Source organism: Rhodococcus sp. MS16 (assembly GCF_013277795.1).
GTDB lineage: Bacteria > Actinomycetota > Actinomycetes > Mycobacteriales > Mycobacteriaceae > Rhodococcus_F > Rhodococcus_F globerula.
Window position 1 is genome coordinate 717,202 of the sequence record NZ_VBTM01000005.1, and the last position, 15,073, is coordinate 732,274.

General features: G+C 60.6%; 16 protein-coding genes and 2 pseudogenes. 5 read left to right on the top strand and 13 right to left on the bottom strand.

The genetic code is table 11. The features are described from left to right. Position 1: 1 nt before the first annotated feature. The 6 genes from FEZ60_RS16095 to FEZ60_RS16120 all read right to left on the bottom strand — a co-directional run bounded on the left by FEZ60_RS16095 (position 2) and on the right by FEZ60_RS16120 (position 4,361). A complete protein-coding gene (locus FEZ60_RS16095) occupies positions 2-805 on the bottom strand; it encodes a GvpL/GvpF family gas vesicle protein (protein ID WP_172936487.1) in 804 nt (267 codons plus the stop codon). Further along, a complete protein-coding gene (gene gvpJ / locus FEZ60_RS16100) occupies positions 805-1,215 on the bottom strand; it encodes a gas vesicle protein GvpJ (protein ID WP_033231560.1) in 411 nt (136 codons plus the stop codon). The genes FEZ60_RS16095 and gvpJ overlap by 1 nt, the downstream gene beginning before the upstream one ends. Continuing rightward, the gene (locus tag FEZ60_RS16105) at positions 1,212-2,390 is read right to left on the bottom strand and encodes an SRPBCC family protein (RefSeq protein WP_172936488.1); all 1,179 of its coding nucleotides are present in this window, start codon (positions 2,388-2,390) and stop codon (positions 1,212-1,214) included. The genes gvpJ and FEZ60_RS16105 overlap by 4 nt, the downstream gene beginning before the upstream one ends. Before the next feature lie 5 nt (positions 2,391-2,395). Then, positions 2,396-3,016 carry a hypothetical protein gene (locus tag FEZ60_RS16110; protein WP_172936489.1) on the bottom strand — a complete coding sequence of 207 codons (621 nt, stop codon included), beginning with the start codon at positions 3,014-3,016 and terminating at the stop codon, positions 2,396-2,398. A gap of 297 nt (positions 3,017-3,313) precedes the next feature. Further along, the gene (locus tag FEZ60_RS32505; protein ID WP_242484614.1) at positions 3,314-4,063 is read right to left on the bottom strand and encodes a hypothetical protein; all 750 of its coding nucleotides are present in this window, start codon (positions 4,061-4,063) and stop codon (positions 3,314-3,316) included. 103 nt (positions 4,064-4,166) lie between these two features. Beyond that, entirely contained in the window at positions 4,167-4,361 is a 195-nt protein-coding gene (locus FEZ60_RS16120) for a CsbD family protein (RefSeq protein WP_033231564.1), read from the bottom strand. 68 nt (positions 4,362-4,429) lie between these two features. Between FEZ60_RS16120 and FEZ60_RS16125 the strand changes: the two genes are divergently transcribed. Continuing rightward, a complete protein-coding gene (locus FEZ60_RS16125; protein ID WP_155276674.1) occupies positions 4,430-4,588 on the top strand; it encodes a hypothetical protein in 159 nt (52 codons plus the stop codon). A 761-nt stretch (positions 4,589-5,349) separates the two neighbouring features. On the opposite strand, the gene FEZ60_RS16130 is transcribed toward FEZ60_RS16125, so the two are convergent. The 4 genes and pseudogenes from FEZ60_RS16130 to FEZ60_RS16140 form a co-directional block, all read right to left on the bottom strand. Next, on the bottom strand, positions 5,350-7,518 hold the full coding sequence (locus FEZ60_RS16130) for a catalase (RefSeq protein WP_172936490.1): 2,169 nt from the start codon (positions 7,516-7,518) through the stop codon (positions 5,350-5,352). Between the two features lie 91 nt (positions 7,519-7,609). After that, positions 7,610-7,833, bottom strand: a pseudogene (locus tag FEZ60_RS32510) (CsbD family protein). Positions 7,834-8,309: 476 nt separating this feature from the next. Beyond that, positions 8,310-9,965 (bottom strand): ABC-F family ATP-binding cassette domain-containing protein, encoded by a 1,656-nt coding sequence (locus tag FEZ60_RS16135; protein ID WP_172936491.1) that lies wholly within the window; start codon positions 9,963-9,965, stop codon positions 8,310-8,312. A gap of 329 nt (positions 9,966-10,294) precedes the next feature. Further along, positions 10,295-10,435 carry a hypothetical protein gene (locus FEZ60_RS16140; protein ID WP_165826228.1) on the bottom strand — a complete coding sequence of 47 codons (141 nt, stop codon included), beginning with the start codon at positions 10,433-10,435 and terminating at the stop codon, positions 10,295-10,297. A gap of 27 nt (positions 10,436-10,462) precedes the next feature. Here FEZ60_RS16140 and FEZ60_RS32515 point away from each other — a divergent pair. Both FEZ60_RS32515 and FEZ60_RS16150 read left to right on the top strand, forming a co-directional pair. Then, a pseudogene (locus tag FEZ60_RS32515) lies at positions 10,463-10,615 on the top strand (CorA family divalent cation transporter); the annotation flags it as partial. Between the two features lie 180 nt (positions 10,616-10,795). Next, entirely contained in the window at positions 10,796-11,521 is a 726-nt protein-coding gene (locus tag FEZ60_RS16150; RefSeq protein ID WP_172936493.1) for an alpha/beta hydrolase, read from the top strand. A gap of 55 nt (positions 11,522-11,576) precedes the next feature. Here FEZ60_RS16150 and FEZ60_RS16155 read toward each other — a convergent pair whose 3' ends face one another. Continuing rightward, positions 11,577-12,023: a hypothetical protein gene (locus tag FEZ60_RS16155; protein ID WP_172936494.1), complete on the bottom strand. Its 447-nt coding sequence runs from the start codon at positions 12,021-12,023 to the stop codon at positions 11,577-11,579. Positions 12,024-12,762: 739 nt separating this feature from the next. Between FEZ60_RS16155 and FEZ60_RS16160 the strand changes: the two genes are divergently transcribed. Beyond that, on the top strand, positions 12,763-13,335 hold the full coding sequence (locus FEZ60_RS16160; RefSeq protein ID WP_172936495.1) for a hypothetical protein: 573 nt from the start codon (positions 12,763-12,765) through the stop codon (positions 13,333-13,335). A 125-nt stretch (positions 13,336-13,460) separates the two neighbouring features. Here FEZ60_RS16160 and FEZ60_RS16165 read toward each other — a convergent pair whose 3' ends face one another. Continuing rightward, complete coding sequence (locus tag FEZ60_RS16165; protein WP_172936496.1) at positions 13,461-13,823, bottom strand: FAD-dependent monooxygenase; 363 nt, start codon at positions 13,821-13,823, stop codon at positions 13,461-13,463. Between the two features lie 63 nt (positions 13,824-13,886). Here FEZ60_RS16165 and FEZ60_RS16170 point away from each other — a divergent pair, with 63 nt between their 5' ends. Beyond that, entirely contained in the window at positions 13,887-14,273 is a 387-nt protein-coding gene (locus FEZ60_RS16170) for a hypothetical protein (protein WP_172936497.1), read from the top strand. 232 nt (positions 14,274-14,505) lie between these two features. Here FEZ60_RS16170 and FEZ60_RS16175 read toward each other — a convergent pair whose 3' ends face one another. After that, the gene (locus FEZ60_RS16175; RefSeq protein WP_172936498.1) at positions 14,506-14,937 is read right to left on the bottom strand and encodes a hypothetical protein; all 432 of its coding nucleotides are present in this window, start codon (positions 14,935-14,937) and stop codon (positions 14,506-14,508) included. Positions 14,938-15,073: the final 136 nt, after the last annotated feature.

Here is a 15,073-nt window from a genome sequence, read left to right on the forward strand (position 1 = left end):
GTCAGCCCTCCGGTTTCTGTGTCACCACAAAGTCGTAGGCCGCGAGCGGGCCGAGTAACCGCATCTCGACCCGGCCGTCCCATTGCTGCGCCAACTCGCCGACAATGTTCTCGAGTTCGTCTTGTCGTGCGACCTCGACGAGCACCGCCACTTGCGCGGCTTCCTCCTCGTGCGTGGGTTCCCGCACATTGAGGAAGTCGGTCAGCGCTGTGAGCGCATCGACCACCGCGCGAGTGTCTTCCTCTCGCTTGGCCACGATGGCGTTGCTCACGATCTCACCGAGGGCCATCCGCGCGTCACGAGTGACCTCTTCGGGCTGATCACGGATAGTGTCCCGCAGCCTGCTCGCCTGTTCGTTCTCTTCGATAACTTCCCGTAGGATCGCCTTTTCGACGTAGCGCCCCTTCACGATGTACTGCGCGAGTCCTTCGAGTTCTGCCAATGCTGCGGCGAACTCGTCGGCGTGTGCTGTGAGTAATTCGTCCTTCACGGCGTCAGTGTCGGTGAGGACCGCCCCGAACCTCAGGGGAAGAACGGGTGCCACGCGAGCAGTTCCGTTCAACAGATTCGCGTGGGCTTGTAGGTCCTCAGGCTTACCCAGCCGTCTGTCTACCGAGATTTCGCTGACGAGCGCGGCAATGTCGCCGTGTGTGACGATGCTGACCGCTTCGTCACACACGCCGACTGCGTCCTCTCCGGCCTCCACATCTGCAGGCACGATGCCGTACACGTAGATCCCGCTGGTTCGAGGCTCCTGACGCGCGCCGGCTGCTTGGTTCGAGGTAGACGTATTCGACGTGGACATCATCGGTCACCTCGGCTCGACTTGCGTGAAACTCGTTCGCGCTCAGGCTCTTCCTCGCCACCGCCGAGGATTCCGCCGAGCTTCTCGCCAGCTGCTTCGAGCGCGCCCTTGGTTTTCGATTTGGCACCGCTCTCGGTGACATCCCCGACCAAATCCGTCAGTCCCTTGGGTTCATCGCCGATCTCGAGCCGGTTCACCGCCTCCGCGAACCGCAGATAGGTATCGACACTGGCGACGACTACGCGTGCATCAATGGTCAGCAGTTCGATACCGACCAGGGAGACACGCACGTAGGCGTCGATGACCAGGCCCTTGTCGAGGATGGTGTCGATGACATCGGCGAGGCTACTCGAACTAGGCCCGCCGCCGACTGCGCCGCCACCGCCTCCCGCGGGTTGTATCGACGTCATCGTCGTGCTCCCTGCTTCGAACCCGTGGACTTTGCTGCCGCGGTCTTGCGTGGGCGGCCTCTACGGGCCGGCGCCTTGTCCTCACTCGCGGGCGCAGTTTTGCGGGGGCGTCCTCGGCGTACCGGCGGAGGCGGTGGCTCCTCCTCGGGCTCTTCCTCAGGTTCCTCGTCCTCGTCTGTTTCCTCAGGTTCCTCGTCCTCGGGCTCTTCCTCAGGTTCCTCGTCTTCGTCTGTTTCCTCGGGCTCCTCGTACTCGTCTGTTTCCTCGGGCTCCTCGCCCTCATCCAGTTGTGTTTCGTCCTCCTCGGCCTCCACGACCTGGCCGTCCCGGATTTCTCCGCGCCAGCCCTCGATGTCATCGGGATGGAGAATGGCCTGCGTCATGACGTGACGTTGAAAGTGCTTGAGTTCCAACCGTGCTCGCCGTCCAGGCGCACGCCACAGGTTTCCCGTCTTCTCGAAGAAACCCTTCGGTTGATATTCGAGGATCACGAGGATGCGGGTCAGATCTGGCGTTACCTCGTGGAACGTCACCGCTCCGTCGACGTAACCTTTGGCACCCTTCGAACGCCACACGATCCGTTCATCGGGAACCTGTTCGAGGATCGTCGATTCCCACGTTCGGTGCGACAGGAAGACCTGGGCCTTCCACTCGAGTTTCTCGTCCGATTCCTGCTCCACTCGTTCAACCTTCTTCATGAACGACGGAAAGTCGGTGAACTGAGTCCATTGGTTGTAAGCCAGTTGAACAGGGACCCCGACATCTATCGATTCGATGATGTTGGTCAACTTGAGCTTCTTGCCCTTACCCCCGCCCTTTCCGCCGTCCTTGCCTCCACCATCGCCGCCGCCGGTGACCGCGTCCTTGACCTCGGAAGCCCTGTCCTTGACCATCTGCTTGGCGCCCTCCCAGCCACCGCTCACGGCTGACTTGAGGGGCGACTCACCGTCATCCGATTTCTCGGAACCGGTAACAGCGGCGAGCAACCCGCCGCCGCCACCCTCGGCGTAGTCGTTGAGCCTTTCCGAGGTGTTCGACACAGTTTCCGAGACCGACGACAAGGCACGTTCAGCCACCGCACCGAGTAGCTTTTGGAACGAGTCCTGCAACACGCTCGACGAACTGTGTCCGTCACCCGGTATAGCTTCTTGTAGTTTCTTCGCGGCGTTCGTCATCGTCATCATCTCCGTGAGCGCCGGACTGGCGCGGAGTCCGTTGCGGCTTTAGCTCGTGTTCTGTGGCTGCTTTCGGTAGCCTCTTCTCCCTCACCCTTGTCGGACTTGGTCTTCCGCGTCGTCCCACTGGATCGGGTGCTGCCGGTACTCGAGGTGCGGCGGCGCGGCGCCGGACGCTTGCGTGGAGTCGACTCCTCTTCGTCAGGTGCCTCGTCTTCTTCATCGTCACGCGTGTCGTCGTGCGAGTGAGCGCTTTTCTTGCGGCCGAGCCTCCGTACCCCGGCGACGTCACCGACAGTGTCGGAAACATCATTGACAGTGCCCGATACAGGGTTGCCGCCGGCCAACAACCGGTTACTCAGAGAATCGATGCGTTGACTGGCCGCCGTGACTGCTGCGGCCTTCGCTGCGCTGACCAATTCTTCCTTGACCACGTCGCCGATCTTGGCGGCCTCCGGCGATTTTGCCAGCATCTTGGTGCCGCGTTCCAGCAAGTCACGCGGTCCGCCGGGGAAGCGGCCAGTCGCGCCCGCGGCCGCGAGCATCAACGCCATCTTCATTCTGCGGGTGCGGCCCAGCATGTAGCCCGCGCCGACTGCCAACGCCACTTGACCTTTTGCTTTCATTGTCGAACCCCTTCGCCGAGTAGTCATAGCGCACCTCTTGCCAAACGTCGGCAATGTGTCGCAGGACGGTTCTCGGAGGTGGGCCGCACAACCGTGTGCGGTAAGGGTGCGCATTTCGACTACCCTGCCCGTAGGGCACTCAATCATCAGCAGAACACTTGATTCGGCCGAGTGTTGGTTCCCGCTTTGCACCAGGCGGCCATCGCCGAGTATGTGGGTCGTGCGTGATCACCTCCGCGACCGTGTCGATGGGACTGACGTGCGCGTTGTTGTTCAACAGCTTTCGACGGTTGTGGCCTATTTGGCGGCGGCTCGCACCGCTGCGATCACCCCCGCGACAATGAGCGCCAGCACGAGGACGACGAGCAGCACCGGCCCGAGCAGGAGCGCAAGGGCAAACAGGAGGACGAGCATGACTTTCGTTTTTCCACTCAGTCCTGACACCATGCCTTTGACCGCGGGCAATACAGGATTCTTCCCCGTCAGAACTGCCCGGACGCCTGCCAGCCCCGCTGATACGCCCGGCCCGTGGGGTGTGGCCCCTTCGACAAAGGTCTTCATCCTCTCCTGGAGCTTGCTCCTCACCGCCCCTACCCGATCCTGCACCGAATCAGCAAGGTGAGTGTGGGTTTTCAACCACTCGAGGGCGGCCTCGACCGATCGCCACACCGGACCGCGAGCGGTGCCGGTGGAGACGCCTTCGGGGGCAACCGTGGCACCTTGCTGTGATTGCCGCGGCTTTGATCGTCGTGTCGGCTCCGCGCGCTTTGATCGTCGTGTCGGCTCTTCGCGCCGTGGTAAGCCGCGACGAGATGCGACGGTGGTCGAATCCGCAGTCGCCTGCCGCGCCGCCAGGGCTTGCGAAGATCCCCACCCCAACCTTGGTGAAGCCTTCGACGTCCGCGCCGAACGCGACGTGGCGGACACACCTCGCGTGGCACTGCCACCGGCTCTACTGCTGCGTGCCGTGCCTGTAGTGGGTGTCGCGCCCGTACGTCGCGTCGTGGCCGGTGCAGCCCGTCCTCTCGTATTCTGTTGTGCACTCATACTTCTCGCCTACTCTCGCGTGCACAGGCACCTCGCAGCGCGATCCTGACGTGCACCAGGATTGATTGCTTATTACCCCAACTAATGACGGTGCGGGACCAAGTCAGTGCTTGAAGATGTGTTTGACCTTCTGGCCCGCCTCCTTGAGCTTGTCGCCGGCTTGTTTGGCCTGGCCCTTGGCCTGGTCTGCGCTTCCCTCGGCCTCCATCCTTTCATTTCCCAGGCTTTTGCCGACAGTCTTCTTGGTAGCGCCCCCGGCAGTTTCGGCCTTGTGTCGGATCTTCTTCACGATGCTCATGGCGTTTCTTTCTCTACGGCGATCGGCGGCCGAACGGTTTTGCCCAGTCGTCTTCCCCTGGATCGCCCATGGTGATCGACGTCGTAACTGCAGACTCCGAAGTTGCCCGCTATCGGATGTGCATGACTGCAGTTGCTCAACGGGCGCGCGACTGCAGCGGTCGCCGCGAAAACCAGGACGACCAGTCCGAAGACGATGAGCATGACGGCCTCCCGGCCATGGCGTAATGCCTAGTCAACGCCGCATTCTGCAGCGCGTCAACACCGTAGGTCTCGCTGATGGCCCCGGGGTGAACCGTCCGCGACACCAGGTCACTCAATTACGTTGATCAGCAGCGCGATTCCGTCATTTGTCCGGAGCGCGCAACAATGCGCGGACCCTCCGTATGAAGCGCCCCAAGTTTGCTACGCGTGAAATTCGTTCGCTACATTTTGCGAACGCAGCGAGGATCGCCTCGGAAGTCTTGGTCCAGACGAAAGGTTTCGGGTTCTCCCATCTCCGCCGCGAGTGCTCACAGCTTCCGTACGCGCGATCCGGAACGCGCCCGCGGCGGACGCGCGTCGAGATAGGTCGCGCAGTAGGTGGTCACTGTGTGCGGCATTCGCCCGCCTCACAGACTCACCCGGTGGGGCGTTTCCGGCCTCAGGAACGTACACCAGCATGAGACGCGAAAGTTACTGCACTACAATATGATATCAATCTAGTCGCGAAATACCTGCGGCGTTTCCGGAAGGTGCCGGCATGCGCCTCGACATTGCGACAGGATCTTCACGATGATGTTGTCGACCCCTGCACCGGGCGGATTGTCGATCCTGACAGGGGCTGCGCTCGCCGTACGTCTCGGTGGCTTCACAACGAGAGGTCCCCCGCCCGGCGCCCCGGTAAACCCAGGAAGCAGCTAAACCATGCGTCACAACGTATATATGGGTTCGACTGCTTTCCTGGATAGGCTGACCAGTATCATCCCGCTTCGACGGACCGTCCCGTGTCAGGCGGTCGGTGGTACCTCGAAGCGCTCCCATACCCGGTGCGTCTTCAAGAGCTGGGCGACTGCGGCCAGAGCCGCTTCTGCATCCGCATCAACTCCGACGCCTGGTGCAGCCTCGTCGATACCGGCAGCAGCGAGCACACCCGTGTTCTCACCCCAAACGCCAATCGCCTTGCAATGTCTGTACATTTCGTTGAGAAGCGTGTCAACACGGGGATCCAGCTTGTCTTCGTCGATCCTGAACGCGTCACCGCTCAACAGGATTGCATCGAACTCGATCGAACGCGCTGTGAGATACGTCCTCTGCACGGTCACCGCGTGCTTCCCCTCTCCGATCGTCCCTCCGTGCGGTCCGAGGACAAGCGGCACCATACCGGCGTCGACAATCTTCTCGCGCACAGAGGCGACGGTATCCAGATCGGAGTTCTCGTCGACGGCCAGCGCGATAATCCTGCCGTCGACGGGCCATTCCGCGCCCACTTGCGAGAGCGCTGGGCTCGGCTCCGAATCCTCCAGTGGCTCTGTAGGTTCGGGGACCTCGAGCCCGAGCCCCCTCGCCACCGTCTTGGCGAGCACTGGGTCGATGTTCGCCAAAATCTCCAGATTCCGAATCTTGATGTTCTCCTCGAAGCACTTCCCCAATTCGAAGGTATATGCCCCTGCGACGTGCTCCTGCTCGATCGGAGACAGACTGCGGTAGAACAGACGCGCCTGCGAGAAGTGATCGTCGAACGTCGCCGGTGCCTGACGCACCTTACGGCCTGAAACTTCTTCGGGCACTTCGATGTAGGCGGCGCTCTCTGCCGAGGCCAGGAACGGGCAACCCCCATCGAGCGAATTGGGATGGTACGGCGCTACCCCGGTGTGGACCCCGTCCTGGTGGAAGCCGTCGCGAAGCATGTCGTTGACGGGTACATGAGGACGGTTGATCGGGATCTGATCGAAGTTGGGACCGCCGAGACGCGTGATCTGAGTATCGAGATACGAGAATAAACGTGCCTGCAGCAGAGAATCATTGGTGATGTCGATACCTGGCACCAAATGGCCCGGATGGAATGCAACTTGTTCGGTCTCGGCGAAGAAATTGGTGGGGTTGGCGTCGAGTGTCATCGTTCCGATGATCTGAACCGGCGCAATCTCCTCCGGAACGATCTTCGTGGGGTCCAGCAGATCGATGCCTTCGAACATTTCGTCTTCGGTATCCGGAAACACCTGAACCCCGAGATCCCAGGACGGATACGCGCCGGCTTCGATGGCATCCGCGAGGTCGCGGCGATGGAAGTCCGGGTCTACCCCACCTGCTATCTGAGCTTCCTCCCACACCAGCGAGTGAACGCCTGCCGCCGGTTTCCAATGGAACTTGATCAAATTCGTTTCACCGTCGGGGTTCACGAGTCGGAACGTGTGGATGCCGAAGCCCTCCATCATGCGATACGAGCGGGGGATGCCTCGATCGGACATATTCCACAACGTGTGAGCGGTCGCCTCGGTGTGAAGGGAAACGAAATCCCAGAACGTATCGTGCGCGCTCTGTGCTTGCGGGATCTCACGATCCGGGTGAGGTTTCGCAGCATGAATGATGTCGGGAAACTTGATTCCGTCTTGAATGAAGAAAACCGGAATGTTGTTCCCTACCAAGTCGAAAACACCTTCGTCGGTGTAGAACTTAGTGGCAAAGCCGCGTGTGTCTCGCACGGTGTCCGCAGAACCTCGAGAACCCAGCACCGTCGAGAATCTCACGAATACCGGGGTCCTTGCGCCCGATGCGAACATGGCTGCTTTGCAAATACTTTCGGCTGCCCCATTAGCCAGGAACGTTCCGTGTGCAGCGGCACCACGTGCATGCACAACCCTCTCAGGAATTCTCTCGTGATCGAAGTGAGTGATCTTCTCGCGAAGGTGGTGGTCTTGAAGGAGGGTCGGCCCCCGCTCACCTGCAGTGAGTGAGTGGTCGGTCTCGTACAGTCGCGTCCCCGTTGCAGTAGTGAGATATTCACCCCGCTGCCCGCGGCCGTTACCCTTCACCTTCTCTTCTGCGCCCGCAACAGTGCGCACCTCAGGCTGTCTCTGGTCGTCCTTGGGAGGCAGCGGTTGGCGGGGCTTGACAGGCTCGCGCAGGTCCGGCGTTTGCGAGGATGGTGCGCCTGGGACGGATTCAGGTGACGGCATTGAACAACTCCTCTTGATTACAGGATGGATCGAGCAACCGAGCACTTCGGCTCAGGTACGCCCCGAACCGAGGGTGACGAGTGGGCCTCGACTATTGCTCGGACCGTTGTCGTGCTTGGTCCGCGGCCGCTTTCGCGCGAGCTTTCTCGGCTGCTGCTTCATTCTCGGCGACTTCCGCTGGCTCTCGGCCTTCTCCCGCTAGGCTCGTCCTTCCCGAGACAAGCTGTCGTTACCGCTGACCACACCAGAAGCTTCCTTCGCCTTGCCCTTGACGCCTTCGACGCCTACGCAGGGACTGCTCCTGTCCTCCGGCATGTGAATCCTCCAGTTTCGGTACGGAGACATACGTTGCGATTCATACACTCAAGGCACTACCCGAAGCTAGATCTGACAAACATCGGTGTCAGTCAAGGGATCGGCGCCGATGGCTTCGCGGCCCGATTGACGTCACTCGACAAGACGATAGCCACGCTTGACGTGCTTTCCTTAATCGCCGAACGGCCACAATGGAGGATCGCCTGAGGCCAAGTAGATACGTGCGAGAATGCCTCATTCGACTCGATCGGGTCGGTATTGATCGGCCTCGGCGCTTCGATGCGCATTCGGTTTTGCGGGTGGCGGGCGGGGTCGGTTGTTGGGCGGTGGCACCGCGAACGTTCAGGACGTTCGGGATCTCCATACGGGAAGCAATCTCAGAACATCGAGAGGCATTCGTACACATCAGCTTTCCCATTGCGACGCGGTGGGATCAGCCCCGCAACGATGAAGATCGCTGGTATCGGAATTGTTGTTCATACCGATTCCCCGCTCAGGGCCGTTTCAGTCAATTGCAGTGGGGGCCAGTCGTCGACGTCGCGAAGAAGTTGGCGATCGTGGGTGGAGAGAACGACCGCGGCGTAGGTCGCGGCCAATGCCTCGGTGAGTTCGTCGACGAGGGCGACTGAGAGGTGGTTCGTCGGCTCGTCGAGTAGGAGCACATGCGGCTTGCCGGCTAGTACCATCGCGAGGTCGAGACGACGTTGTTGTCCCATCGACAGTTCACCGATCCGCTTGCTCGATTCACGCGCGCGCAGGAGGCCGAGGTGCGAGAGCCCGATTGCATCGGACGGCTCGAGTGTCCCCGCTGCAATGAGCGCGTCGAGGTGAGCGGCATAGACCTCACCCGCCCGCCTGTGCAGGGGCAGATCGGTTTCCTGACGGAGGTACCCGAGACGGGTGCCCTGCGACCTCCGGACGGAACCCGTACTCGGTTGCAGTTCACCGGCTACCACGCTCAACAGCGTCGACTTCCCGGCACCGTTGGGGCCGGTTACGACGAGGCGATCGCGGCGAGAGAGCGTAAAGGAAACCTGGCAGCCCAAGCGCGCCGCTACGCAGACCCGATCCGCACTCACCAACACCTGACCGGCTGTTGTTGCTAGTTCAGGGAACCGAAATTGCTGGGGTGGTTCCGGCACCGTCACCGCGTGCGCTTCGAGCTGCTCCTGGCGGCGATGAACGCTCTGCACGAGCCCGCCCGCGCGCGTCGCGCGACCGTGCTTGTTCGTTCCCTTCTCCGGTCGCCATCCAGATTGGAGACGGTTCTGCGCTGAGCTGAGACTGTCTTTCAGTCGGGCATGTTCGGCTTGTTGGTGGTCGTACTTCTGTTCCCAGAGTGTGCGTTCGGCGAGGCGGCCCTCGCGGTAGCCGGCGTAGCCGTTGCCGTACAGGCGGATCCGGTCATCGGGTGAGGGATCGAGGTCCACGATGGTCTCCGCAACATCGGAGAGCAGTGCGCGATCGTGGGTGACGACAACGACGCCTCCCTGGCGCTCTCGCAGCCGCACAGTCAGGAATTCGAGACCACTTCGGTCGAGGTGGTTTGTGGGCTCGTCGAGTAGCAGGAAATCGTCATCGGCACCCAGAAGGCAGGCCAAACGTACGCGGTATCGCTGCCCAACGGAGAGAGTGTCAAGCAACCGGTCAGGATCGGTTTCTGCGTCGAGCGCTTCGAGGGCTATGTGCACCCGTCGCTCGGCATCCCAAGCGTTCAGCACTTCGACATATTCCAATGCGGCCGAGTATCGCTGCGCGCCGTCGGCGGTTCCATCGGATATCGCGAGTATGGCAGCGTCGAGTGACGCCAGCGCCGCGATCGATTCGGCTATCGCCTCCGCGACGGCTTGACCGACTGTTCGATCGTCGTGCGCCGGCATCTCCTGCTCCGCGACACCAAGTGTTCCGATGCGTTGCACCGTGCCGGAGTCAGGACTGAGGGTTCCGTCGAGCACGTGGAGGAGGGTGGATTTCCCTCGCCCGTTCTCTCCCACAATGGCGATACGCGATGTAGGAGTGACATTGAGGTCGACGTGGTTCAAGACCGGGTTCGCACCGCGCATCACCGATACGTCGGAAGCGATCAGCTGGGCGCGTTGGCGCATGGATTGAGGGTTCGTAGAAGTGAGCATTCGGATCCTTAGAGAAGGCCCACCGGCTGCCAATGGCAAACAGGTACGCCGAAGACGGCGACCCCACGCAGGGGTCGATAACGAGCGGCCGCCGCAAGCTCGGATGACTCGACGAGCGCGGAAGGCCTTACTCAGCCGTCTTAGAGAAAGTACAAATGCACGTCCCAAAGGTAAATGTATTAAGAACCTTTTGCAAACGATTTAGGCGGTTCCGGCTTGGGCACAAGGGGACGCCGGCGGCTGGATGTCGTCTATTCCACTCGACCGAACGAGCACCGTCCCAAGGACAGAGTGCAAACCGAGGTTTCTGCCTCGAATCGCTTTGCATGTCAATCGAACTCCTCGGCTGCGACCGTGGTGAATACCTGTGAGTGCAAGTCGAGTTCGGCATCGATGGGTAGATGTGGAATGTGCACGGCGAGAAGCTTGACCTCGTCCTCTCTGATCGGTTGGTCGGGTCCGAGTGGCAACGGGTACCACCTGAAATCCTGGATGCTTGGGCCGCAATACTATTCACACCCACCTTGATCTGCGCCATCTACTGCATGAACTTCGACACAATGCCAGAGCTGCACTGGACGTTCGGATACTCGCTCGCCCTCGGTCTGATGCTGCGCGTCGCCCTGAGTGGAAATCTCGGCCCTCGGTGAACACCGATAAATCTGTTGGCGAAGACGACAGCCACTGCTATTCTCTCCTCGAAGCCGTGCGAGAGAACGAGGAGGTGGTACCCGTGAACGTATCGACGTGGGTGCTCCTTCTCAGGGTCACGGTCGGGCGATAGGTCGTCCGGGAGCGCCGTTCAACGAGCACTCCCGAAAGGCACGACCATGCATTTCACCACCGAACGGCGCCTCGAAAACGGCAGCCTCGAACGCGATTTCACCCTCGACGAGATCCCCGGCACCCTGTGGACGCCCACGTCCTCGCCGGCGCCACTGATCATGCTCGGACACCCCGGCGGACTCCGCAAAATGTACCCCCGGCTGGCGGGACGAGCCCGGCACTGCGTGGCGAACGGCTTCGCCGCGGCCACCATCGAGCTCCCCGGGAGCGGTGACCGGCCCCGATCAACCGAAGCCGAGCAGGCCCGCGCCGATCTACATCGGGCGCTGACGGCCGGCGAGCCGGTTGACGAAAAGATCATCGACCGACTGGTCCTCCCGCTGGTCGAGAAGGCGGTCCCGGAGTGGCAGACCACCCTGGACGCCCTGCTTTCACTGCCCGAGATCCGCGGCCCGGTCGGGTACTCGGGTGGGGTGATCGCTATCGGTATCCGGCTGGCGGTGGTCGAACCGCGAATCGTGGCCGCCGGTCTCTTCGCCGGGAGTTTCGTGCCCCGCGTCATGTTCGACGAAGCCCGTCAGGTCACGATTCCGCTGCACGTTCTGTTGCAGTGGGACGACGAAGGAAACGACCGACAGTTGGCACTGGACTTGTTCGACGCCTTCGGATCCCAAGAGAAAACGCTGCAGGCCAACATGGGTGGGCATACTGGCGTCCCGCAGTTCGCGGGGGACGATGCTGGCCGGTTCTTCCTCCGCCACCTCCAGTGAGGCCTGGCCGTCAGAGCTGGCGATAAGCGGTGTTGGTAAAGCCCAAGGTGTCAATTCAGTTGTCGGGATCGACCGTGAGTGTGGGCACTCGAACAGCGAGTTGGCGGAGAATCCCATTGAGTGTGTCGGTAGCGTCAATCAACAGCAATTCTGCGGCATCGGGTGTTCGCCCGCGAGCTGTCAAGATCATTCCAGAGCGATCAGGTGCCCGAGTCACGGTCAATGCTTTCGAGTAGTCGGATACTGTGCCACCGTGTGCGGCCGCGAGCCGATTACTCATCATCCCAACCAGTTCCGAAGAGTCGAAGCTCTCGTAGGCAATGTATCTGGATTGATACGTATCGACTACATGCGCAGACGGAGGAGGAACACTGAACTCTACGAACGCGGTCCTCGTGAAGGTGATCGCCTTTGTCCACCAGAGAAGTCCGAAGACAACTACCACAACAGCGATGAGCGCCAGCAGTACCGGGCGGAGTCGCCGCGAGTGAAATGTTCCCATCGGTCAGTTGTACCGGTCTCCGTCACGGACGACGCTTTAGCGTGGACACGCTGGCACTCCGGCCATGTCGCATCGAACCATGTTATTGCCCGCCTCCATAGACCAAGACGGGCGGACAGCCCAGAGTCGGAACAATTCGCAAATCAGGTGAAGTCGGCTGCCCCAGCGCGCCATTCGGTATGGTCCAGAGATGATAGTGCTTGGTGTGATCTTACTGATCGTTGCAACAGGTTTGAACTGGCTGTACGCAGTGCGGTTGTCGACGATCAATGCCGGGCGTCGGCTGCCGATCGTCACGGGGCAATACCCCATCAGGCCGCCTCTGCGTGTGTCCGCTCTTCGAGGCGTCGGTGCCGGTGTTTCGATACTAGGTGCATTGATACTGGCACAAGAACTTTGGTTCGATCGGCCCCTACTTGGATCGCTTCTCTGTGCAGTCCTCGCGGTATCAGCCATTGTGGTTCCCGCACTGATCGCTACCGTTGCACACAACGGGCCCCTTCGTGCGCGGCCACAAACCAAAGCCTAGAGTTCTGCAGACTCCGCCCAAGACAGAGAGATCCAGACAGTAACAGGCCGGGGCGGGCACTGGGTATCGTCGTCGGCATGAACCCGCTGAATGTCGCGGGACGCGCTCGCACGATTGTCGTGCAGATCGACTAACGCATCAAGAGAACTTCGCGTACGCATCGGGATCACGTTCCCACGACAATAAACATGCCAGGTGCATACTCCTATAATGACCGTCGATTCCGAATTTGCTCTACCGCAGTTTCTTTGGATGGTGCTCATCTTCGTCGGAGTGCCCACGATGATCAGTGCAGGCATCATCTCGTCAATCTGGCGATCAGAGCGAACTAGACCCGAGCAATCGTCGAACCGATCCGCAGCTACGCAGCCAGCCGGCGGGGGTCCGCTGGGGCTGTGGACTACCGGCCTGGTCGCGTTCTTGCTGGGACTTCTGTCCTGTGTGGGCTGGCTGAGCTGGTCCGTCGACTATCGGGGCGAGTTCCGTAGGCCCGGCCTGCCGGCACCGACCCAGTTCCCCACTTGGCAGGTGGTCGCCTGCGGAATAACCGTGATTCTGGCATGTTTCGTCGCTGCACATTTCTCGCGTTGGGCCACGGCAGGTGGTTTCACCGCCGCTGTAGGTACGACAGCAGGTTTCACGACCGCATTCAGCGTTGCAGCCAGTACTGATGCCACCGGCCAAGCAGGCGTAGGCGTGGTGCTGTCCGCGCTTGGATGGGGCGCTTGCCTAAGCGTGCTCATGCTCCTGCGCGGCATCTGGGTAAACCGACAACGCAACTAAAGATCCTATCCGGAGGTATTTGTTCACGGCCGCAAGTCTTTCCAGCCCTTCCTCATACGGTTGTCGCCGTAGCCCGCAGATTCTCGGACAGCGAACTTGAGTCAAGTCGGCAGCGAAGGCAAAAATCAGGCTTGCCCGACGCGGGTTCGGCCCGTTTCCCGGGCGTTGGCCACAAGCGGAAACGCATACGCTGCCATTTCGGCTTGATAATCAGCGACCGCTTCAACCAGCGACGCGTGAGTGCTCCTGGCTTCAGCGAGCGTCCGGGTCAACTCGGACGCGTCCCGCATCGCAGTGTTTGCTCCCATCGCCAGTACCGGACTCATCGCGTGGATCGCATCGCCGATTAGCGTGACGCGACTCGGTTCCCAGTCACGTACAGGCGCCGCGGTAGAGATTCGAAGAGGCAGTACACATTGCTCGGGATCTTCCCCATCGCAGCACTCGTCGGCGTCGCCGTCGCAAAACGGAAGACAACAGAACGACACCGAAATCCGCTACCGTTCTTCGACTCTCCTGAGCGGGTTCTGGACGAACTCGCACGGAGATGCATGATCGACTCGTACGGGCTGATCACCCGTCAGTTCACCAATCGTTCGCGAACGACGTGGACCGAGATTGTCGACATCCTGGTCGGTCACTACAGACAGCAGTACGCAATTCCACTGATTCGCGAACTGTGGGTCGGGCAACATCTGAATGCGAGCATCCGTAGTCTCGACCAGATCTGGTGCGACGAGATAGCTGTTCTCGTCTTCGAGCAGTTCGAAATTCACGCGCCACGCTTCAACCGCTTGTCACACCTACAGCGCGCCATTGCCGTCGAAATTATCGAGCGACTTGCTCAGTACGCCTTCCGGACCAACCCGTCCGGCGACGAGACGGTCCTGGCCGAGTCGCACGACGTACTTCGCGAGTACCTTTCATCCTTTGAATAGGTACCACGCGTACGAGTCGGTCTACGCGCACGAATCAACACGACGACCAGGTTCCGGCGCTTCACCCCTTCGCGGAGAATCCGTCTTGCGCGCAATACATTTCGCCTCTAATTCCGCGACTGAGTTCAGCAAGCGTTATACAGCAACAGGTCTCACACCCGTGAGCGCCATAAGACGATCGAGCCCGCTTTGAGTCAAACGCAGTGGGCCGCCACTACCCACGAGTTTCCGCTCAGAACCTTGCAGTGAGATCTAGGTTTTGGGGATTCTCGAAGATCCGAACAGCTTCTGCAACAACGGCGTAGGCAAAATCCGGAACTTCAGCTTCAGCCGGCAGGGCTGACAGCTTTTCCTTCGTCAACGGAGAATTGAGCGCCCGAAGTGGTGTCGCGGCTTGCCCCATCCACGGTGCGAATACCTCGACAGCAGTCGTGTCCGCGATACCGAGGCGTCCGATTTCATCGACAACCTTGTCAAATGTGAGCCACACTTGGTCTCCCAATTGCTCGGCAAATAGTGTGTATGAACCCCATGACCATTGGGCACGTTGGAGATTCGCAGTCAGCCTCACGGCGCCGTCGGCCGCCACGCCTCGTAGTTGCCCGTCTTCCCATACCCAATCGACTTCGAGGTCGGGGTCGATACTTTTTTGCGGCGTGGTCATTTCGATCGCGTTCGCTCTCTTCGTTTCCTTGCACTTGCGCATTTGTCGAGGCACCGGTGTACCTCTATTGCTGTGTACCTCTATTGCGTTCCTTGGATCACGACCCATGCAATCACGAATGCCGGCCGCTGTGAAC